Source organism: Armatimonadota bacterium, from assembly GCA_017993055.1.
In the GTDB taxonomy this organism is placed as follows: domain Bacteria; phylum Armatimonadota; class UBA5829; order DTJY01; family DTJY01; genus JAGONM01.
In genome coordinates this window covers 81,399-102,473 of the sequence record JAGONM010000003.1, presented here as the reverse complement: position 1 = coordinate 102,473, position 21,075 = coordinate 81,399, and the positions used below count along the sequence as shown (strand labels likewise).

Here is a 21,075-nt window from a genome sequence, read left to right as displayed (position 1 = left end):
TGTCGGCTTCATTGTCATTGTCTCTTCCCCGCTACCATCCGCCGGCGTAACCGGTCTCGAGCCTGGGCGATGCGACGCCTTCTATCAGGCCATCCATAGTCCGTATTCCAAGAACGCGGCCGTGACTCCACGGCCCGTTCACGACAAGGTCGTGCCCGCGCCGCATCAGGTCCTCCCGGATGTTCTCCGGAATGCGCTCCTCGACGACCACACGCTTCGGAAACATCGTCCGCGGATAGAAACTGCTCGGGAAATGGCTGGTGTGGAAGGTCGGCGCGTCCACGGCCTCCTGCAGGTCCATTCCGAAATCCACGACGTTCAGGAAGAACTGGAGAGTCCATTGATCCTGCATGTCCCCACCGGGCGTGCCGAGCGCCATGAAGGGTTTCCCGTCCTTCATCGCGAGCGAGGGCGTCAGCGTGGTCCTCGGGCGCTTCCCCGGTTGGAGCGCGTTCGGGCGGCGTTCGTCGAGGAAGAACATCTGGCCGCGCGTGCCGAGCGGGAATCCGACTCCAGGGACGACAGGCGACGACTGGAGCCATCCGCCGCTAGGCGTGGCGGACATCATGTTGCCCTGAGAGTCGATGACGTCGAGGTGTGTGGTGTCGTGGGCCTCCGTATGGGACGATTGAGACTGACGAGACCTATGGGACAGGGCCGTTGCGGGATCGTAGGGCAGTAGTCCGCGCCCTAGGTCGCCTGGTCGGAAGTCATCCGATGCCAGCGCTGAATCTACCAAGGCGCGCCGGTCGGCGGCATACTCCTTCGAGAGCAAGACTCCCATCGGCACGTCGTCGAACTCGGGGTCGCCATAGTAGGCCTCTCTGTCAGAAAAGGCGAGCTTGGCGCACTCTACGAGCGTATGAATATAGTCCGCCGAGTTGTGCCCGGACGCCTTGAGATCGAACCCTTCGAGCAGTGCGAGTTGCTGAAGCATCACCGGACCCTGACACCACGGCCCGCATTTGAGCACGTCGATCCCCCGGTAGCTAACGACCTCCGGCGTCTCGATCCTGGCCGAGTAGCCCGCGATGTCGTCGTACTCCAGGAGACCCCGGTGCGACTTGCCGGTCGCGTCCATAATCTCGGTATTCGCGACAAACTCCGCGATCCTTTCCGCGATCTCGCCCTTGTAGTAGAGGTCCCGGGCCGCTTGGAGTCCACTCTCACGCCCGCTCCGACCGCCGTGCTTCTCCGCGGCCATAAGCTTCCTGAACGTCCCCGCGAGAAGAGGTCGACGGAAGATCTCGCCGATCTCGGAGACACGCCCGCCGGGCATGAAAGTCTCGGCGGAGGTCGGCCACTCCTTGATGAACGCCTCCTCCTTGGCGACGAGGATCTCCCGCAGGTGATTGTACATCGGAAAGCCGTTCTCCGCGAGATCGTGAGCTGGTGCGAGAACCTCGGCCAGCGACATCGTTCCGAACTCGCGCAGGGCAGTGATCCAGGCGTCAAAAGCTGCCGGTACGGTCGCCGGGAGGAAGCCATTACCTGGGATGAGGTCTATGCCCTGCTCGCGGAACCATCCGATGGTCGCGCGCCGGGGAGCGGTGCCGTGCCCATTGATCGAGAACGCCTTCTTGCGGTCGGCGGAGTAGATCAGTATCGGAGCCTCGCCGCCCGCTCCGTTCTGATGCGGCTCCAGCACGTGCTCGCAGAAGCCCGCTGCAACGCCGGCGTCAATCGCATTGCCACCGGACCGCAGGATATGCACCCCGGCCTCCGTCGCCAGGTAGTGCCCCGTCGCGATGACTCCGTGTGTGCCCCGGATAACCGGCCGGGTAGTGAACGGCATGATTGGCTCCTACTCGTGAATCCAAGTGCTCGGTGGTGGAGAAAGGCCGTCTATTCCAGCACGCCGAAAACAGAGAGAATCTCACCGGGCTCCGAGAGCCGGCTGAGACTCCCCCGGGCCAACGCAGGTGGAATGAACTCGCGGCCGACCTTCGCATAGAATGAGTTCCTTGCCGCCCGGTCGTCTTCGAATGCCGCCTGTGCCTTGTCGCTGAAGTATCCGAAATCGGCATAACGCGCAAGGACCGTATGCCCGTAGAGACACCTCGCGCCATCGACGAAATCCCTGCGGTAGGGCGCCAACTCGTCGGAGTCGAAGGCATCCACAAAGGGCAGGCCGGCCTTGTTCATCTCCGTGCCGACGGATATCGGCAGATGGAACTTGCGAGCACCTTCCACGACCTCCCTCAGCTTGCGGGTCTTGAGCGCCTTCTCATCCGGGTTCTTGATGTTCCAGTTGCGGTCGGGGATGATGTTGAGCGAGACGCAGCCCTTCGAGATCAGAAGCTCCAGGAAGGCGTCCGTGCCCTCTTCGCCGGCGTTCGTGCCGTCGAGCCAAGTGATCATGGGTAGCGCATCCATGCCGCGCATCATCTTGATCGCGTCCTCGACGCACGGGAAACTGCCACTCGTGGGGGGTACGTAACCCACACCACCAAACTTCATCAGCTTCGAGCGTATCTTCTCATGGAACTTCGGCGTGTCCCCGAGCAGAGCCGTGATCTGCTCCTCGGGAGCACCAAGCTTCTCGGCCCAGAACTCCGTGAGTTCGGGCGTGCAGCATCCGAAGACCTCGCGGGCCTTCGAATCATAGGCCTGAAGGAGATGTCGCTCGGTCGCGTTGCCGGACGGGGTCAGCGGGATGGCGTCCGACTCGTAATCGAGCACGACGGGATCGAGGTACGCATTCACTCGTCCGACCAGGGCGAGGTTGCGCTCGCGAGCAGTCTCGGCCATCGACTGCAGGGTGCGTGAAGCCTCGCTTCCGGCAGGCGGGCGCTTGAAGCATCCTCCGGCCATGAAGTACGCGATGCCCGGCTCGTTCGGCGACGACATCACCTTGTCAGCGAGTTCGCTCACGAAGACGCGCGACTCAAGCCCTGCAACGGTCTTCAATCCGAGCAACTCTCCGGCCTCCAAGAACTCGTCCATACCGTCGAGCACATCGAAATCCACGATTCCGGACACCTCGAGCCCGTACTTGACGCTCTCCCACGCGATGCGGCCCGGCGACCAGCCGTTTGCGTTGAACGAGAAGAAGGTGTGAAAGTGCAGATTTACCTCCTCCTTCGGCGGAGGTATCGGCATCTGACCGAGCTTCAACCGACGCACCAGCTCCGCCAAGGCGTCACGCCGTTCAATCGAGTCGAAGCTGTTGAGGAGATGTTCGAGCCGTTGCTGGACATACGAAGTATAGGTCAAGGTGGGTTGCCTCTCTCAGAACGGTTCATGATTCGCGGATTCAGGATACACCGCCGGCAGTAGAACGGTCAAGGCTTCGGCGTGAGACGCCGCTTACTCTTCGCAGAAGAACTCGTCGTCATGCGTCCATGCAGGGACGCCGACGACAAGGCATCTGACATCACCGTACGCCCTGTGAACGACGCCAGGAGGTATCATGATGGTAACTCCGGGCTTCAGTTCCACGGAGTCCGTACCCAGTTCCATCGATCCCGTGCCGTCGAGGATGTAGTATATCTCCGTAGCTTCTCTATGGTAATGCCTGGCCGAATCCCGGATGCTCGTGACATGGACGTTGGCGGTAGGAGTATCCGCCCGAGTGATGATGCGGGTGCTCGTACCGCATGGACAGGGGACGCTCGGAGCTTCTTCGATGGTACGGTAGATGTAGTCGGGCATCGCGGTCTCCAGAAACCCTGTAGGCGCGAGCGCAGCGAAGAACGACAAGCAACCTCACACTGAACTAGAACTCGGTCGCACCGCTGAAGCGGAATCCCGTCGCTCGAATTGCGGGCACGACCGCCCACGACTGGCGCATGGTGTCTTTCGAGATCATATCCACATTCGACAGAACGCGGAGCACGCTATCGGTGAAGCGCATGTTCTTCAGAGGCTTCGTGATCGTGCCGTTCTCGATGAGGAACGTCCCATCACGGGTCATGCCAGTGATGAGCACCTGCGTCGGGTGAATCACGTTCGTGTAGTGGAAACGGGTGACGAGCACCCCGCGCCTGGTCGCCGCGACCATATCCTCCACCGACGAATCCCCGGCCTGCATGAACATATTCGTCGCCATCGGACCGTACGTTCCGATACCTCCGGAGGAATGGCCCGTGGATGCCTTTCCCTCCTTGCCTGCGGTATAGGAGTCGTAGACGACGGCATTCGCCACGCCGTTGACGATCAGGTCCACGCGCTGCTTCGGCACCCCTTCCGGGTCGAATCCAGTCGGGATGCCGCGAGCATCGAGACCGTCGTCCCAGATGGTGATGTTCTCACCGACGACTTTCTCCCCGAACTTGCCGTTCATGAAGCTCCGGCCCTCCTGGACGGCAAGCGCGCCGAAACCGAGGTAGGACAGAAACTCGAGAAACTCGACGGTCGCATACGGGAGCAACACGACGTCGTATTCGCCCGGCTCGATCAATTCGGGATGTCTGGACTGAACACTTCTCTCAGCGGCCTCTGCGCCCACCTCGACAGGGTCGAAATCGCCGATGCGCCTGGCCACCCGGTCGGCGTAACCGAATCCGTCATCGGCGGTCATCACTGTGTTCACACTGGCCACAGTATCGGCCCTGTATGCCTCGATGCCGAGGGAACTGGCAATCGCGACCTCCGCGTACTCAGTCTTCAGCGAGCCGGCTGCCGAGCTGTCACGCTTTCTCGCCTCGCCGATCAGGCTGCCGACCGCCGACGCGCGCTCCTCCGGCGAGCAGCCTGCCGTGCGCTCGTCGAAGCTCTCGACCAGCGAGAGCGTCCCCGGCTTGGGCAGCGAGACGAAATCCGGGTTCTCTCCGGAGTGCCGTGCGAAGATCACTGCCTTGTCCACCGTCTCGCGGATCGAGTGGTCATCAAGCTTGTTCGTGGTAGCAAACCCGATACGCTTACCGAGCGCCGCCTTGACAGACAGCCCGCCATTCCGTTCGGAAACATTCTGATGGATGCTCGAGTTGGCGAATCGGGTCAGGCTCGACTCACCGACTTGGAACACCGCCTGCGTCTGATCGGCACTGGACAGCGCAACAGCCTTGTGTACGATCTCCAACGCTCTGTCACGTCCAAGCATCAATCCTCCTCCTCCGGCTGCTCCATGACCCCGATACGCACGTTCTGGAACCTCGACGGCGCCACACCGTGCCCCACGTGCGCCGTCTGGCCCGGCTGTCCCTTGCCGCAGTTCGGTACTCCCCAGAGCCGCCATTCGTCCTCGTTGCCGATCGCATCGCAGCCACCCCAGAAGTCGTAAGTTATACCAGTATAGGTCGGATTCTTGTACACCTGACCGAGTGAGCCGTCCTCGATATCCCAAGCGATCTCCGTCGCGAACTGGAAGTTCAGGCGCTTATCGTCTATACTCCACGAGCCGACCATCGCTCCGTAGAGACCCTTCTGAGTGTCGGCGATCATCTCATCGAGGGTCCAATCGCCCGGCTCGAGATTGATGTTGGTCATACGGATGAGTGGAATTCGGTTCCACCCATCGGCCCTCATCGCCCCGCCACTTGTCTGCCCGATCCTGGCGGCAGTCTCCCGCGAAGTCAGGTAACCGACAAAGATGCCGTCGTCGATGATCTGTACGCATTGAGCGGGAACACCCTCGTCGTCGTAGAAGAAGCTTCCGAGGCCGCCGGGACAGGTCGCATCGGCGGTGATGTTCACCAGATCCGACCCGTATCTAAAGTTCCCAAGCTTCTCGGGCGTCAGGAAGCTCGTCCCAGCATACGCCGACTCCGTGCCGAACACTCGGTCGAGTTCGATCGGATGGCCGCAGGATTCGTGGACCTGGAGCGCGAGCATCGAGCCCTCCAGGATGAGAGTCCGCACGTCGGATGGGCACTGAGGCGCATCGAGAAGTTGTCGAGCCTCCTCCGCGACTCGTTCGGCGTCGGCGATCAGGTCCATCGCCTCGATGAACTCGTAGCCGGCAGTCGCGAAGTCGCCGCCGAACGAGCCGGGGTAGGACCGCCTCTGCACCTCGCCCTCTTTGATCGCGGTGGCCGCGATCCCCGCGCCGCTCTCGGTCTTCCGCTGCTCGATATACGAGCCGTCAGTGCTCGCGAAGACCGTATCGAACCGCCAGAGGTTCATCGAGGCCTCGGAGATGCCGATATCCGGGGTCTGCCGCATGATCTTGTCTGCGTCGAGCAGAAGGTTGATCTTTTCTTCGACCGGGACCTCGAATGGATCGAGCTTCATGTAAGAGGAGAACCTACCCTCGGCGGGCTCGACCGGGGCCAGTTCCACCGGCTCGTGAGCGAGGCTCGCGGAAGCCTTCGCGATTCGAACGGCCATCTCGGCGACACGGTCTATCTCGTCCGCATTGAACTCCAAGCTGGCGGCGAACCCCCATGCTCCGTCCGCGATTACCCGAATGCCGAACCCGTAGTCCGATCCCGAACTGAGTCCCTCGACCTTGCCGTTCTTGACCTCGATTGCTTCGGCCCGCTGCTCGACGACCCGTATATCACCGTAAGTTGCGCCCAGTGAAAGGACTCTCTCAAGCGCCTTGTCTGTCAGTTCTCTCAAGATTACAGCCCTCCGACGCAGGAAGTTCTTAGAGCTAGTTGCCCATCACGGCAGCGAACTCCTGCAACCTCGCTTCATCAATCTCCACCCCGATCCCGGAAGTATCAGCTAGGCAAACGACCGCGCCATCCAGCGATACGCCACCGACGACCGGATCGTCTGCCAAGAACTGCGGGCCGTTGAGGTCCACCGGTATCTCGACACCGTATGCTGCGTAGAGGTGAGCGCTCGCGGCAAGGCCGAGACGCGTCTCGGTCAGTCCACTACCGAGCAGCCATTTCCCGGCGTCGAGCGCGCGCTCGACGCACCTACTGGCCCCCGTCAACCCGGCCATCTTCGATACCTTGACAACCAGAGCGTCGAGCGCCTTCAGCCGGATGAGCTGCTCCAAGTCGCCGACGGAGAAGACACTTTCGTCCACCGCGATCGGGACGGCCGAGCGATCCACCAACTCCGCAAGGCCGAGGAAGTCGTTCGCGGCAACGGGCTGCTCCAGGACATCCACACCTATCTCAGCCATCTTGCGGCTCAGTTCGACGGCGTCCTCGACCGTGTAAGCCTGGTTCGCGTCAGCCCAGAGATACGCGCCGCCGGCAGCGGACTTGACTGCTCGAAGGATGTCGACATCGAGCGACGGATGGATACCTATCTTGACCTTAAAACCCTCGTATCCAGCGGCTCGTGCTTCTCCAGTAACCTTCTCCGCCATCCCCGGCGAATCGACGCTCGCGAGATAGCTCAGTCTGACCCTTGACGCTGCTCCCTGCTTGAGGAAGGAATGCAGAGGGACTCCAACCCACTTGGCATTCAGGTCATGGAGCGCCATGTCTATCCCGGACTTCGCCACCGGCTGCCCGACTGTGATCCCGGGAGCAATCTCTCGCTCCATGGCCGCATGCACCGCCTCGATATCGCTCGCATCCATACCGACGAGCACCGGCGCGAGGTAGTTGTTGATCGTCGTCACGACCGACTCCTGGGTCTCATAGCTCCATCTAGGGCTGGGACGCGATTCACCCCAGCCCAAGTCGCCTGTGTCGGCAGTAACACGGACGTACACGTGCGGTGCTCCGGCGGCTGGGCCGCCGACGGAGCCTCGCGATATCTTGAACTCAGTCAGGTAAGGAAGCCTGAGAGGAAAAGCATCGATCGCCGCAATGCGGGGATTGCCCATGTCGGTCTCCTTCTGGTATAATCTTAACAACAAGCTGAATCATCGGAGTCAATCAGGACGGTAGAATGCCTACATACGGATATAAGTGCACCCAGTGCGAGCACGAGTTCGAGGTACTCCAGAAGATCACCGACGAGCCAATCAAGGAGTGCCCGGAGTGCAGAGGTGAGGTCAAGAAGCTCCTGTTCCCGGTTGGCATAGTCTTCAAGGGCTCAGGGTTTCACGTCAACGACTACAAGAAGTCCGAGAAGAAAACCGAGAACGAGACAATGAAACCAAAAGCCGAGAGCATCAAGGAAACCGTTGAATCTACAACCGAGTAGTCGCTTCTCGTACCACGATGCGACAGAGCGAAAGGCCGGGCTTCCCTGCAGGAGCACCCGGCCTTCTCAGTCTATCTGTCCACCTTGACGCCGAGCGCATCCGAGACGAACGACTGAGACACCATCGTGCGACCGGCCTGCAGGGCTGCAGCACGATCCATGACAACCTGGAGGTCGTTTACCCGGGCACGCGCACTCCCGATTTTCAGCCGAACCTCACATCCGGGCGCCCAACCCCACACCGAGCGATCCTTCGAGTCCCAGCCGAGGAACCCACCAAGCCGATCGAAGGCTGATCTCAGAGAGACCATCACCGACCTGCCTGGAATGACGAGTTTTCGGCCGATGCCGATGAGGTTCGGATCCTTGATCGAGTTCGCTTCCGCGATCGCATCCACGGTCGTGCCGTATCGCCGGGCGATGGAATAGAGCGCATCGCCGGCACTCACCTCATGCACCTGCACCGCCGGCTCAGGAACATGCGTCAGCGTCGTTACCGGCTTCTTCGCCTCATCCAGCTTCGCGGACGCGATATGAACCAACCTGGGCTGCGGGGAAGCATACTCCGACTTCGCGGAAACAGGAGCGGGCAGCGCGGTGAACTCCAGCGGCCGCGAGACGAGCACGGCAACCTCAGGCTCAGGCGAATCCAGGGGGAGCGTGACAGGCTGTTCGGCGCGTCCTGAAACGGACGGGGCGGGCGGCGGCAGAGAGAACGCGGGTTGCTCAGTCTCGGACTCAGACACCCTCGCCGACTCGGTCGGGGGCGGAGCGGAAGTCGGAAGAATAGAACTGATGCTGTTCGGGGTCACCAGCACCGAAGAGACCGGGGCCTCAGCGCTCGCTGCAGTCCTCGTGTTCCGCACGATCACCCGAACCGGAGCACTAGTCATCCGGTTCTCAGAGTCGTCCATCGCCGAAACGTGAATCTCGTGCGGACCGTCCTCGGTCCTGGCAGTATCCCAGGTGTACTTGAAGGGCTCGTGGTTCGTGACCGCCTTGAGCGACTTGTCCACGAAGACCGACACGTATGGGCTCTTCCCGCTGTCGTCGCGGGCCTGAATAATGACGGGTACCTTGCCGGTAACCGTGGCGCCCTCTCGCGGGCTCTGGATCGTCACCTCAGGAGCCAGGAGATCGAGCGGGACAGGCGCCGCCACCGTTTCATCATCCGGCGCCGGAGCGGTGTTTGACACGCGGACTACCGAAGTGGCCATGCCCACGAACTGCTTCCCCGCATATGCCTGAACATCGAGCCTGTGCTGGCCGTCCTCCGTGCGAAGCGTGTCCCACAGGAAGCCGCACCGGCCCGACGCCAGAGGTGTATCGAATGACCGCTCCGTAATGCGCCTGCCATCGAGACTAACCTCAACCCTGGTGACCGGCTGCGCGGCGGGAGAGGAGAATACGACCGATATCTCAATGTCGCCGCCGGCGATGATCTCGCCATTTCTTGGAGATTCGATCGTCACAATAGGGGCTGGCGCGGCCAGCGAAACACCGGCCGTCACCACCATGAGTAGAAAAGTCGCAGAGATGAACCCGTATCGCATGTGAGTGTCCCCTCGCTGATGTGCATCCTTACACGGTCATCGTGACTTCCGCGCTAGACTGTATCACAGGGCTGGAGCGAAGTCAACCTGTCACTCCGCGGCGATTATACCATCGTTGACCTGCTCGCAGGTACGCTGCCCGGGGCGGACTATCAAGAACTCCGACTCATCCCAGTCGCCTGCGAGAAGCGCGTCCACCAACCGCCTGTCGCCCGGAATCTCCTCGTAGTCCCAGCAATTCCTCTCCGCGACAGCACGGGTGAAACGCCGGTACACGCTAATATCGCCAAGGCCGGTGTCAATCAGCGCGGCACGATCATAGTGGGCGAGCCAGAGCCCCTCCTGCTCGATCAGGTACTTCGCGTTGTCCTCGCCGAACTTCTCGAGATACTCCTGGTAGCGTTCCTCGGCCCGAACCTCGTGCGTTGACTTCAGCGTGCCCTGAGCCAAGTCGCCGTTCTTGTGCTCGATCCATCCCGAACTATAGTAGTATGTCCCCGGATGGTCACCGAACTGCCGGTCGTAACGCTCGCGGCTGCCCAGGAAAAGAGTGATGCAGTCGTGAACACGGGGGATGACAATCGGAATATCGCGGGCGACCAGATCGGCTGTCCCGCGGCTGCAGAGGCCGTAGCCGAGAACGATGTAGTCAAAACCGCCGCTGGAAGCGGCGTCAATGCGCTCCTGAACAGAACTCCGGAGCTTGTCCGGCTCGTCGTGCAGGCCGGAGTGCATGAACTCCAGGTGCACGATGTGCCGCGAATGCGCGGCGGCGTGGGCGGCCTCGCGGGCAAGAATCTCACAGACCAGTGCACAAAGCCTCAACGCCTCAACTCCTCAATGAGGGCTGCCACTTCCTTCAACTGCTGGACGATAGGTATGCCGTGCGGGCACTTCGGCTCGCATTCGCCGCATTCCGTGCACGCCCAGGGGCCCTTGTCCGGCGGAATTTTCAGAGCCCTCTGCCTCGCCCACTCCTCCAGTCCAAACACCTGGTAGTAGTTGCGCATACCGAAGAGCCTTGGAATCCTGACCCCGCTCGGGCAGGGCTGGCAGTAGCCGCAGCCGGTGCAGAACCGCTGGCCGAGGACCGAATACTCCTCGAGCGCCCTGACCGCAGCCGCCCGCTCCTCATGGCTCATCGGCGCGAAACTCTTAATCGCCGCCACGTTCGCTTCCACCTCTGCGACCGAAGTCATCCCGGACGGAGCGGTCGTGATCCCAGGGGTTGACAGCACGAAGGCGAGGGCAGACGCGGCCATGCTCGAGTACTGACCGGGAAGCAGCTCGCGCAGAACATCGGACGGAGTCGCCAGGAGCCCCCCGGCGAGCGGAGTCATGCAGACGACGCCCAGCCCACGCTCGCGCGCGAACTCAATGACCGGCTCGACAGTACGGTTCAGCATGTGATAGCTGAGTGTGCAGCTCTCGAAGCGGCCCGTGTCAATCATTCGGACCAGTTCCTCGTTCGTCTCGTGCGAGGTGAAGCCGATGTGTCCTATGAGCCCATCGCTCTTGAGCCTCTCCAGCAGATCGAGCGCCCCACCCTTCTTCGTAACTGCGTCGAACTCCGCCGCCTTGTAGTCCCAAACCTGGTAGAAATCGACGCGGTCTACACCAAGCCTCTTCAGCGAACGTTCGAACGCCCTCAGTGTGTCGTCCTGCGTGGTCTCCGGGTTCACTTTGCTCTTGCTGGAGATGTATACCTGGTCTCGCCGGCCTCGGACGCCGATGCCGACCTTGATCTCACTGCGGCTCTCACAGTACCACTCAGAAGTTTCCAGGTAGTTGACGCCGAGATCAATCGCGCGGCTGACAACCGACGCCGCTTGCTCATCGTCCTCGGGAAGACGCATACATCCGAGGCTCAAGATAGATAGGTCTTTGCCGGTTCGGCCCAGAGTTCTCCGCTGCAAGATTACAAACCCCTCTAACTGGCCCGGCCTGCCGCCGGGTGACAACGCCATCATTATACAGGCCGCGGCGTTCCCAGACAACACATGGGCCAAAACAGGCAGAGGATCGCAAGACCCTCTGCCCGCAGCAACTGTCACAGGCGGCGCGACCGCGCGTGTCAGCTTCTGAGCCGCTTCGTCATCGCGAGATGGGTACCCCGTTCCACTCTGACAAAGTCAACCGTGTCCATCAGGCTCCGCATCAGACTGAGACCGAATCCTCTGTTGCGGCGCCTGCACCTACGCATGTTCACCGGGAAACAGATGCCCGGGCCGGCATCAATCACGTCCACTCTCAGACTGTTTTCGCTCTTGGCGAAAACGATCTGGACGGAGTCGGCCTTGCCGTTCGGCGACCCGTGCTCCATAGCATTTGATACTGCCTCTCCAACCGCGAGTTTGACCCCGTAGGCGGTATCGAGGCTTATTCCCAGGCTTTCGCAGACGTCGGCGGTGACGCCGCGAATCAGCGACAGATACTTCGGATCACTGCGCACAGTAAGCGCCAGTCCCACATCGAGGTTTGATCCCGCGCTAGTCCGACGCGCGGCCGTCTCCACCTGGAACATCCAGCACCCGGCCGGCGTGCAGAGTACGTTCTCACTCGTAAGCTCTTCTGTATGCATGTTGGGCACACCTCCGATCACCCGTCCTGCATCCCTCGACGTGAAGGGTTGCACTAGAGACCGGCAATATGTGGGGGGACTCTCGCTCGCCACTAACCTCGGAGCCACTCGGCCTTCAAACGGATCGGCGAGAACCCGACGGCAATCGGGAGGCGGACAGAGGGGGGTTACGACTCAGATCAGCGATTCATGACCGGATGCTTACACACTCTCTATACCCATCGAACCTATGCGTTCAAACGCTTTTCCAACACATTCTTCGTGTATTAGACTGCTTGCGTTCACGTTTTAGACTCATAATTCGGCAAGCGAGGCACCTCTCCAATCACGTAGAACGACCCGGTGACCACGACAAGGTCGCCCGGGGAGGCGAGTTCAGTGGCGCGGACGAACGCATCCGCAACCGGTTCGACGGTCTCGATCTCAGGCACGAGGCCTTCGGCGGCCTCTGCGATTGATTCGGCGGGCATCGAGCGGGGATTGGATGCGGCGGTCGCGATAAGTACGTCGGCCATCGGAGCCAGGACGGCGACTACTTCGGCGATGGAATGGCCCGTGACCATCCCCATCACAAGGATCAGGCGATCGTAATCGAACTCGACTTCGATGGCGGCGGCAAGGGCCGACGCGGCCGATCGGTTGTGCGCGCCGTCGAGGACGACATACGGATTGGAGCGAATGACCTGCATTCGGCCGGGCATCCAGGCGTCCCGAAGTCCTGCGCGAACAGCCTCCTCCGGCACCTCCACACCGTGCTCCGTCAGCGCCTCGACCACACCGGCGGCGGTGGCGGCATTGGCGTACTGGAACGTGCCGCGCATCCCAACCTCCAGTCCCTCGTACCTTCGATAGACTCCATCGACGGCCAGCAACGGCATCCGTTCCGCCGGAAGCGCAGCGGCATCTGACGTGGTGTCTTCCGGCCTAATGGGGCGGACGGCGAAGCGGCCTTCCGAGCCGTCATACGGAGCAACCTGCCATAGAACCGAGTCCCGATCGAGGCAGATACTCCGAATGACGCCAAACGCGGCGGGATCGGTGACAGCGGTGACCAGGTGCCCACGTTGCTTCACGATCCCGGCTTTCTCAAAGGCGATCTCGGGGATCGTGGTGCCGAGCCGATCCGTGTGGTCGAGACCGATGCTGGTGATGACGCTGACGACGGGAGTAACGATGTTGGTGGCATCGAGACGGCCGCCGAGCCCGACCTCCAGCACGGCGAAATCAACGTTCTGCTCGGCGAAGTAGAGGAATCCGAGGGCGGTCTTGACCTCGAACTCGGTCGGATGCCCGAACTCCGTGCCGCCAAGCTCCTCGGCATAGGGGATCATGAACTCGACCAGTCGGGTGAAGTCCTCCTCAGGGATCATGCGGTCGTTGATCTGCACACGCTCGCGGATGTCGTAGACGTAGGGCGAGACGTACATGCCGGTCCTGTAACCGGCATGCCGGAGGATACCCGCGATCATGGCGGTCGTCGAGCCCTTACCATTGGTACCAGCGACGTGGATCGAACGGAACCCGTCCTGGGGATTGCCGAGCCGCTTGCAGAACTCGGCGAACCGCTCCAGACCCGGCTGCCAGCCGAGCTGCGTCAGCCAGTCCATGTATGCGAGCGCTTCTTCGTAGGTCATCTGCTATTCCGTGCTGATCCGGTAGGCCTCTTCGGCTGCGAAGACGACGAGCTTCGCGCACAAGTCGGTGTGCATCTTCTCCCGCTGGAAGCGTTCCCGCCCCTCGGCGGTGAGCATATCGCATCCGGTTAGAACCCGGCACTCGACGGCACCGAACTCGATCTCGCAGGCCCGCATGAGGCGTACGACTTTGGGATAGACCCTGTCCCTCGCGGCCGTGTCATCGCCGCCTTGACGACCGAGTTTGAGCCCGATCGCCATCAGCGCACCGGTGATCGCCCCGCAGACCTCGCCGTACCGGCCCATGCCTCCGCCAAACGGCGTGGCGATCCTCGGCACGCACTCCGACTCGATACCCAGCGCCTCAGTCAGTCCCAGCAGTGCCGACTCTGCGCAGTTGAACCCCTTGCTGAAGTGATCCACCGCAATCCGTGATGCTCTCTCTGCTGACATATCTCTCCTCCGTCTACGCGAACTTGCTCCGAACCTGCTTAGCGACCGCACAGCATCTTCTGGCCAGATCCGAGATGCTCTGCTTCTCATGACCGCGGATGTAGGTGCTGAGACCATCGCCGAACGGTCCTACCCACTTCTTCGGGAGCTTCCTCGCCCCGAGGATCGCGCCGACGATCGAGCCGGCCGTCGCGCCGGTACAGTCGGTGTCAACCCCACCCATGACAGTAAAGGAGATCGTCTTCTGAAGGTCGCCTTCGCCGTACCATAGTCCGGCCACGGTAAGGGCGGCATTGTTGAGCGTGTGTGCCATACTCATTCCGTCGTACTTCTTCGCGATCCGGGTCTCTGTTGCGCCCCAATCAGCGTCCTGCCTGCACCACTTCAGGGTCTCCTTGACGGTCTCCGTCAGCCTGCACTTCGCCGGGATCTCCGTGAGGCCGATCCGCAGGCACTCGATCGGATCGTTGACGACGAACGCGGCGGCGATGGCGGCGGAGAAGAACATCTCGCCGTACGTGCCGTTCATGATGTGACTGACGCTCGCATCTCGATATGCGAAGTCGGCGGCGACCTCCGGCAGTCCGGGAGCGGCATAGCCCCACGGATCGCTCCGGATGTCGGCGCCGATCCACTCCATATACGGATTGTCCTTCAGCGCGGTCTTCGGCGGCTTGAGGCCCTTCTTGAGGTTCTCCAACGCCACGTGCTCGGCGGTGCAGGCCATCGGAAGGAGCTTGACCCACGCCTCGCCGACGTGCCGGGAGGTGAAGCCAAGGCCGTACTCCTCGAGTATCAGGAGTCCGAGCACCGTGTAGGTGATGTCATCGTCCGGGCCGATGTGATCAATCCGTCCCTTGAGGAAGTTTATGATCGGCTCGGAATAGTGGTTCCCACGCCTCGGCGTATCCCTCCAGTATTCAGCTAACGGATAAGGTTGTTCAAGTATTCCAGCCCATTCTTGTATCTTTGTCCGGCTCCAGCCCTCGACCGGTATGCCGAGCACGCATCCCGCGCCTCGGCCGAGCCATGCGCCGAGCATCTTGTCGTAGAGTTGCTCATCCGTCAGATCGAACTTCAGCGACCTGGGGCCCTTCGGACGCGCCTTCAGGATGCTCTTGTACGCGACCGGCTCGAGGTACTTTGTGCCGAAAGGCGGGTCCTTCGATTCGAGCCCGCGACGCAGGGACCTCAGGTACGCGACGACCTCTTTCTCGATATCGGAAACGTCGAGGCCCTGTTCCTTGCGCAGGTCCATCCACGATCTGAAACTGCCGAACTCCCGGTCAAGCCCAGGGAAATACGCCATATCTCTCACACCTCCAGCGCGTGTTGTCTGCCAGGAGATTGTTAGGGGAAAGTGGAGGATCATCCTGCGTGGATTCCGTGGAGGCACGAGGGCGCCGACTGACCGGCGCTCAAGCGGCCGCGCCGCCCTCGCGCTCCACATCTGCTGCCTTCCAGATCTTAGACCGTCAAGGGCCGCCGAAACTTCAGCCACCGCGGACGATTTCGCATCTCAAGAGGGTTGCAGGAGTGGCCTCAGATATGCAAGAATAGAAGACAGGAGTATCTCCATCGCAGTTGTGATCCCGGTCTTCTGATCGCGACGGTCCGACATGCCGGGGGTATGCAGATTCGAGACGAGGAATAGCAGCATGTCAGGGAAAGACCTTGTTCTTGGTATCGACGTTGGTTCGGTAAGCGTGAACCTCGCCGTTGTCACCCAGGAAGGTGAGATACTACATACCCGGTACGTCAGACACAAGGGCCGTCCGATGCAGGTGACCGCCGATGAGGTGGACTCACTGCTGCTGCAGTACGGCGATCGTATCGCTGGATGTGCGGCAACCGGTACCGGCGGACGCCCGGTCGCCGGAACTCTGGACGGCGTATTCGTCAACGAGGTGATCGCGCAGGCATCTGCCTCCGCGCATCTATACCCCCATGTCCGCACAGTCATCGAGATCGGCGGCGAGGACTCCAAGCTGATATCGCTCAAACCGGGCGAGAACGGCGGCCCCGCCTCGATCGCGGACTTCCAGATGAACACGGTCTGCGCCGCCGGCACAGGCTCCTTCCTCGACCAGCAGGCCACCCGAATGAACCTCGACATTGAGGAGTTCGGCGAACTGGCACTCAAGTCCGAGACCCCGCCCAGAGTCGCGGGCCGGTGCACCGTCTTCGCGAAGAGCGACATGATCCACCTGCAGCAGAAGGCCACGCCCGTGCACGACATCGTAGCGGGACTATGTTTCGCGCTGGCCAGGAACTTCAAGAGCACGGTGGGCGCGGCGAAACAGATAGACACCCCGGTCGCCTTCCAGGGCGGAGTCGCAGCAAACCCCGGCATTGTGCGGGCGATGAAGAGTGTGCTGGGCCTAGAGGACGGCGATTTGATCATCCCGAAGGAGTTCGGCTGTACAGGCGCAATCGGCGCGGCGCTCGTTGCCCTTCGAGGCGATATGCCCGCCGCACGTTTCGAAGGCCTATCGGAACTCCGCGAAGGATGTCAGCCGGCTAGTCAGGACCAGGCCTCGGAGAAGCCGCTCAGACTTGACAGGTCGGTCTTGCCTGCTGACAATTCGTGCGATGCGCCGCCGAGCCAGAAGGTTGCGGCGTATCTCGGAGTGGACGTGGGTTCCGTAAGTACCAACGTGGTCGTCATGGACGCAGACAAGCGGGTTCTCTCGAAACGGTACCTGCCGACCGCCAGCAGACCGATCGAGGCCGTCAACCAAGGGCTGAAGGAAGTCGGCGACGAGATAGGAAATCTGGTGGACATCAAGGGCGCATGCACCACCGGCTCGGGAAGGTATCTGATCGCAGACCTGATCGGTGCGGACGTCGTTCGCAACGAGATCACGGCTCAGGCGCGCGGAGCGGTCGAGGTTGACCCCGGGGTGGACACGATCTTCGAGATCGGCGGCCAGGACTCGAAGTACATCAGTCTGAACAACGGCGCCATCGTCGATTTTGAGATGAACAAGGTCTGCGCGGCGGGGACAGGATCCTTCCTGGAGGAACAGGCAGAGAAGCTGGGAATCAGCATCAAGCAGCAGTTTGGAGAACTTGCGCTGAAGTCCGATGCTCCTGTGAACCTCGGGGAAAGATGCACCGTCTTCATGGAGACGGAACTGGTGCGCAACCAGCAGGACGGCGCTAACACCGAAGACCTAGTCGCGGGACTCAGCTATTCGATCGTACGCAACTACCTCAACCGGGTCGTCGGAACAAAACCCGTCGGAAACAAGATATTCTTTCAGGGTGGAGTCGCCGCGAACAAGGGCGTGGTCGCTGCCTTCGAGATGGTCACCGGCAAGCCGATCATCGTCCCCAAACATCATGAGGTGACGGGGGCACTCGGATGCGCCTGCCTAGCGATGGAGGCCGACAGAGGTGAAGGAAGCTCGTTCAAGGGATTCGACCTCAGCAACAGGAACTACGAAGTATCCTCTTTCGAGTGCAGGGACTGCGCGAACCACTGCGAGATCAACCGCGTAACGGTCGAAGGAGAGAAGCCACTCTTCTACGGCTCGAGATGCGAGAAGTTCGATGTGGACCGCCGGGCGGGGGAGAAGTCACTGTTCCCGGACCACTATGCAGAGCGCGAGGATATGCTACTAGCGCCGTATGTCCCGTCCGAGCCGATCCCGACGGGCGCGCCGAGAATAGGCATCCCCAGAGCGCTGTTGTTCTACGAACTATATCCGTTCTGGCAGGCCTTCTTCCGCGAACTTGGATGCGACATCGTAGTCTCGGACCCCACAACAAAAGCGATCATCCACAACGGGGCCGAGCGGTCAGTCGCGGAGACGTGCTTTCCGATGAAGGTTGCGCTCGGCCACACACTCAATATCCTCGAGAAGGAGATCGACTACGTATTCCTGCCCAGCGTGATCAACATGTCCAGGCCAGACGAGCGGATGACAGACAGCTTCGTCTGTCCGTACGTTCAGAGCCTTGTCTACACGATCAAGTCGGCGATCGATTTCCGGGCCCTCGGGGTTGAGGTTCTTCAGCCTGTCATCTACCTCCAACTAAACCACAAACACAGAGCAAAGGCGCTGGAAGACGTCGGCAAGAGGCTCGGACGATCCCGGAGCGAGGTGGCTCGCGCCGTAGAGGCTGCGCAGGCACATCTGGAACGCTTCCAGCAGAGGCTTCAAGCGAGAGGGCAAGAGATTCTCGCCGATCTTGGATCGGATGAGAAAGCGATAGTGGTTATCGGGCGCGCGTATAACACATGTGACGCCGGCTCGAACCTGGAGATCCCTCGCAAGCTGAACAAAATGGGCGTGCGGTGCATTCCGATGGACTTCCTGCCGCTCGACTCCGTTCGCCTGCCTGAGGACTGGACGAATATGTACTGGCGTTACGGCCAGAAGATACTCTGCGCGGGCGAGTTGGTCGCCGACGACCCCAGGCTGTTTCCCCTTTACCTGACGAACTTCGGATGCGGTCCGGACTCGTTCGTGCACAAGTTCTTTCGCGAGCGCCTGGGATCTAAGCCGTGCCTCGTGATAGAAGTGGACGAGCACAGCGCCGACGCGGGAATGATCACACGCTGCGAGGCGTTTATGGACAGCCTGGAGCACGCAAGCGAGAAGGCCGTCGGAGCCAGGGTCTACCGCAAGGTAGACATAGATCACGGCACGCACAGGACGGTCATGATCCCCAACATGAGCGCCCACGCCTATGCACTCGCGGCCGCGTTCAAGTCCTGTGGAATGAACTCCGAGGTCCTTCCGCCTCAAGACGAGGAAACTCTCGAATGGGGGCGCCAGTTCACGACAGGCAAGGAGTGCTTTCCCTGCATCGTAACGACAGGCGACATGGTCAAGTTCGTCAAGCGCCCCGACTTCGACCGCGACAGGTACGCCTTCTTTATGGGCGGATCCGGCGGCCCGTGCAGATTCGGCCAGTACAACGCTCTCCAGCGGATGGTGCTGGACCAGTTGGGCTATCCCGACGTACCGATCTATGCGCCGAACCAGGCATCGAGTTTCTACGACGATATCGGCATCGTCGGGCGCAAGCTGCTCGAGCAGGGATGGAAGGGCATCGTCGCCGTTGATATGCTGGAGAAATGTCTCCGCGAGACGAGACCCTACGAGATGATCAGCGGATCCACCGACGAGGCCTTCGGCAGATGCGTCAAGATCGTCTCGGACGCAATCGCGGAGGATGCAGACCTCGTCACCGCGCTGAGGAGATGCCGCAGCGTGTTCGAGACGGTGCAGGTTGACCGCAGCGTACAGAAGCCGATCATCGGCTACGTCGGTGAGTTCTATGTCCGCGCAAACGCCTACAGCAACCAGGACATCGTCCGCAGGATCGAAAACCTCGGCGGAGAGGTCTGGGCCGCGCCGCTTCTTGAATGGCTGCTCTACCGAAACGTCCGCCGTGCGTTTCGAGCGAGACTCGCGGGCGACCTCAAGCTGTGGGGCAAGAACAATGTGATGGATTTCTTCATGAAGAAGCATGAGCACGACTACGCGCACGTCTTCGACGGCTTCCTAAGGAATTGCTACGAACCGTCAAGCGCCGAAGTGCTCGACCTGGCTGCCCCCTATGTACACCGCAGTTTCGAGGGCGAAGCGATCATGACAGTCGGCAAGGCGGTGGACTTCGTCAACAAGGGCTTGGCGGGGATCGTGGCCGTCATGCCGTTCACGTGCATGCCCGGAACAATCTCAAACGCGCTTCTCAAGAGGGTCCGCGAGGAAATGGGCGAGTTCCCATTCCTCAACATGGTCTACGATGGGGTCGAGCAGGCGACCAGCGAGACTCGGATCGAGGCATTCATGCATCAGGCGCGGGAATACGCGAACCGCGTCGTTGCTCGCGACGCAGAGCTCTCTTGAGCTTGCGCCACGCACAAATTAGGTATTTTTACCTGTTGACAGGTTAGCCTGAAGGTGTTAGATTGGTACAGAGGACGAATTGTAGTCCACGGAGCGCCGAAACACAACGCGTTTTGGGCCTTGGTGCGCATGATGCGGCGTGTCGTCGCTTTGGGTTCACGGCCAAGCAACTCATCGGCAGGAGGAACATTCAAGATGAAGCGAACGATTATCGGCCTGGTGTTGGTCTCGCTGGCAGCGATGCTGCCCGCATCAGCAGCACTCACAACCATCACGTCGCCTCCGGGCACCGTAGTTTCCGGGTGGAGCTTGATAGCGCTTCCGGGGATTCCGGTTGATCCCGACCCGCTGGTTGTGATGAACGGCATTGACATTGACGGCAAGCTCACTCGCTGGGATGCCGCTACCCAGAGCCTCTATCAGTATGACCTCTGGACCCCGGAAGTGTTCGGCAACATGCTGCTGACGGACGGGTACTGGGTTCAGTCCGATTCGCCCGGGACTATCTCGTACGCCGGCCTGGACGACAACAACTCGATGGATGTCTGGATCAGCCTTCCGAAGGCGGGTTGGTCGCTGATAGGCAATCCCTTCAACAGGGACTTCACCTGGGCCGACGCGAAGGTCGTGGACGGCAACGTGACGGTGAGCCTGCAGGATGCGGCATACACAAACAACTGGCTCAGCTCTGTGGGGATGTGGTGGGATGCCGGCACTCAGTCGCTCTATGACATCGGCCTGCCCGATGACTGGCCCTACACGGAGACCATGCAGGCATGGCACGGCTACTGGATTCAGAGCAACGTCGACAAGATCGCCCTGATTCTCGAGTCCAGCTAGGCGCACCGGCAGAAACGTCGAACTGCCTGTAAGCCATCATCCTGATGGTGCTTGTCGCAGAAGAGTATACTTTTCTCCGGACAGGTTTTGTACCCTCCGCCGAATGATGAGAACGCCTGCCAGATCGGCAGGCGTTCTTCTCTTGC

The 21,075-nt window shown here is 61.0% G+C and carries 16 protein-coding genes; 3 read left to right on the top strand and 13 right to left on the bottom strand.

Features of this window, described 5'->3' with window-relative positions; genetic code table 11:
• Positions 1 to 31 precede the first annotated feature (31 nt).
• From KBC96_02160 to KBC96_02135, 6 genes are all read right to left on the bottom strand, one after another.
• The gene (locus tag KBC96_02160) at positions 32 to 1,795 is read right to left on the bottom strand and encodes a gamma-glutamyltransferase family protein (GenBank protein ID MBP6963188.1); all 1,764 of its coding nucleotides are present in this window, start codon (positions 1,793 to 1,795) and stop codon (positions 32 to 34) included.
• Between the two features lie 50 nt (positions 1,796 to 1,845).
• Positions 1,846 to 3,216: a hypothetical protein gene (locus tag KBC96_02155; GenBank protein MBP6963187.1), complete on the bottom strand. Its 1,371-nt coding sequence runs from the start codon at positions 3,214 to 3,216 to the stop codon at positions 1,846 to 1,848.
• A 93-nt stretch (positions 3,217 to 3,309) separates the two neighbouring features.
• Positions 3,310 to 3,702, bottom strand: coding sequence for a cupin domain-containing protein (locus tag KBC96_02150; GenBank protein ID MBP6963186.1), 393 nt, complete (start codon positions 3,700 to 3,702; stop codon positions 3,310 to 3,312).
• A 16-nt stretch (positions 3,703 to 3,718) separates the two neighbouring features.
• On the bottom strand, positions 3,719 to 5,044 hold the full coding sequence (locus tag KBC96_02145; GenBank protein MBP6963185.1) for a TldD/PmbA family protein: 1,326 nt from the start codon (positions 5,042 to 5,044) through the stop codon (positions 3,719 to 3,721).
• Positions 5,044 to 6,504, bottom strand: coding sequence for a TldD/PmbA family protein (locus tag KBC96_02140; GenBank protein MBP6963184.1), 1,461 nt, complete (start codon positions 6,502 to 6,504; stop codon positions 5,044 to 5,046). Before KBC96_02140 ends, KBC96_02145 begins: the two co-directional genes overlap by 1 nt.
• A gap of 34 nt (positions 6,505 to 6,538) precedes the next feature.
• The gene (locus tag KBC96_02135) at positions 6,539 to 7,678 is read right to left on the bottom strand and encodes a mandelate racemase (protein ID MBP6963183.1); all 1,140 of its coding nucleotides are present in this window, start codon (positions 7,676 to 7,678) and stop codon (positions 6,539 to 6,541) included.
• Between the two features lie 65 nt (positions 7,679 to 7,743).
• Between KBC96_02135 and KBC96_02130 the strand changes: the two genes are divergently transcribed.
• On the top strand, positions 7,744 to 8,001 hold the full coding sequence (locus KBC96_02130) for a zinc ribbon domain-containing protein (protein MBP6963182.1): 258 nt from the start codon (positions 7,744 to 7,746) through the stop codon (positions 7,999 to 8,001).
• A gap of 71 nt (positions 8,002 to 8,072) precedes the next feature.
• On the opposite strand, the gene KBC96_02125 is transcribed toward KBC96_02130, so the two are convergent.
• The 7 genes from KBC96_02125 to KBC96_02095 form a co-directional block, all read right to left on the bottom strand.
• Positions 8,073 to 9,554, bottom strand: a complete 1,482-nt coding sequence (locus KBC96_02125; GenBank protein MBP6963181.1) for a LysM peptidoglycan-binding domain-containing protein — start codon at positions 9,552 to 9,554, stop codon at positions 8,073 to 8,075.
• Positions 9,555 to 9,644: 90 nt separating this feature from the next.
• Positions 9,645 to 10,379 carry a DUF1638 domain-containing protein gene (locus KBC96_02120; protein MBP6963180.1) on the bottom strand — a complete coding sequence of 245 codons (735 nt, stop codon included), beginning with the start codon at positions 10,377 to 10,379 and terminating at the stop codon, positions 9,645 to 9,647.
• Entirely contained in the window at positions 10,376 to 11,410 is a 1,035-nt protein-coding gene (locus KBC96_02115; GenBank protein ID MBP6963179.1) for an aldo/keto reductase, read from the bottom strand. Before KBC96_02115 ends, KBC96_02120 begins: the two co-directional genes overlap by 4 nt.
• A 218-nt stretch (positions 11,411 to 11,628) precedes the next feature.
• The gene (locus tag KBC96_02110; protein MBP6963178.1) at positions 11,629 to 12,135 is read right to left on the bottom strand and encodes an ATP-binding protein; all 507 of its coding nucleotides are present in this window, start codon (positions 12,133 to 12,135) and stop codon (positions 11,629 to 11,631) included.
• Between the two features lie 281 nt (positions 12,136 to 12,416).
• Positions 12,417 to 13,769, bottom strand: coding sequence for a bifunctional folylpolyglutamate synthase/dihydrofolate synthase (locus tag KBC96_02105; protein ID MBP6963177.1), 1,353 nt, complete (start codon positions 13,767 to 13,769; stop codon positions 12,417 to 12,419).
• 3 nt (positions 13,770 to 13,772) lie between these two features.
• Positions 13,773 to 14,222, bottom strand: coding sequence for a C_GCAxxG_C_C family protein (locus KBC96_02100; protein MBP6963176.1), 450 nt, complete (start codon positions 14,220 to 14,222; stop codon positions 13,773 to 13,775).
• Between the two features lie 13 nt (positions 14,223 to 14,235).
• On the bottom strand, positions 14,236 to 15,531 hold the full coding sequence (locus KBC96_02095) for an ADP-ribosylglycohydrolase family protein (protein MBP6963175.1): 1,296 nt from the start codon (positions 15,529 to 15,531) through the stop codon (positions 14,236 to 14,238).
• Positions 15,532 to 15,880: 349 nt separating this feature from the next.
• Between KBC96_02095 and KBC96_02090 the strand changes: the two genes are divergently transcribed.
• Positions 15,881 to 20,089 carry a CoA activase gene (locus KBC96_02090; GenBank protein ID MBP6963174.1) on the top strand — a complete coding sequence of 1,403 codons (4,209 nt, stop codon included), beginning with the start codon at positions 15,881 to 15,883 and terminating at the stop codon, positions 20,087 to 20,089.
• A 195-nt stretch (positions 20,090 to 20,284) separates the two neighbouring features.
• Positions 20,285 to 20,929, top strand: a complete 645-nt coding sequence (locus KBC96_02085; protein ID MBP6963173.1) for a hypothetical protein — start codon at positions 20,285 to 20,287, stop codon at positions 20,927 to 20,929.
• Positions 20,930 to 21,075: the final 146 nt, after the last annotated feature.

What these genes read in the sequence shown, in the direction of transcription:
- KBC96_02160 (MBP6963188.1), bottom strand. Translation starts at nt 1,795, where the DNA reads ATGCCGTTCACTACCCGGCCGGTTATCCGGGGCACACACGGAGTCATC.
- KBC96_02145 (MBP6963185.1), bottom strand. Translation starts at nt 5,044, where the DNA reads ATGCTTGGACGTGACAGAGCGTTGGAGATCGTACACAAGGCTGTTGCG.
- KBC96_02135 (MBP6963183.1), bottom strand. Translation starts at nt 7,678, where the DNA reads ATGGGCAATCCCCGCATTGCGGCGATCGATGCTTTTCCTCTCAGGCTT.
- KBC96_02130 (MBP6963182.1), top strand. Translation starts at nt 7,744, where the DNA reads ATGCCTACATACGGATATAAGTGCACCCAGTGCGAGCACGAGTTCGAG.
- KBC96_02125 (MBP6963181.1), bottom strand. Translation starts at nt 9,554, where the DNA reads ATGCGATACGGGTTCATCTCTGCGACTTTTCTACTCATGGTGGTGACG.
- KBC96_02115 (MBP6963179.1), bottom strand. Translation starts at nt 11,410, where the DNA reads ATGCGTCTTCCCGAGGACGATGAGCAAGCGGCGTCGGTTGTCAGCCGC.
- KBC96_02110 (MBP6963178.1), bottom strand. Translation starts at nt 12,135, where the DNA reads ATGCATACAGAAGAGCTTACGAGTGAGAACGTACTCTGCACGCCGGCC.
- KBC96_02105 (MBP6963177.1), bottom strand. Translation starts at nt 13,769, where the DNA reads ATGACCTACGAAGAAGCGCTCGCATACATGGACTGGCTGACGCAGCTC.
- KBC96_02100 (MBP6963176.1), bottom strand. Translation starts at nt 14,222, where the DNA reads ATGTCAGCAGAGAGAGCATCACGGATTGCGGTGGATCACTTCAGCAAG.
- KBC96_02095 (MBP6963175.1), bottom strand. Translation starts at nt 15,531, where the DNA reads ATGGCGTATTTCCCTGGGCTTGACCGGGAGTTCGGCAGTTTCAGATCG.
- KBC96_02090 (MBP6963174.1), top strand. Translation starts at nt 15,881, where the DNA reads ATGTCAGGGAAAGACCTTGTTCTTGGTATCGACGTTGGTTCGGTAAGC.
- KBC96_02085 (MBP6963173.1), top strand. Translation starts at nt 20,285, where the DNA reads ATGAAGCGAACGATTATCGGCCTGGTGTTGGTCTCGCTGGCAGCGATG.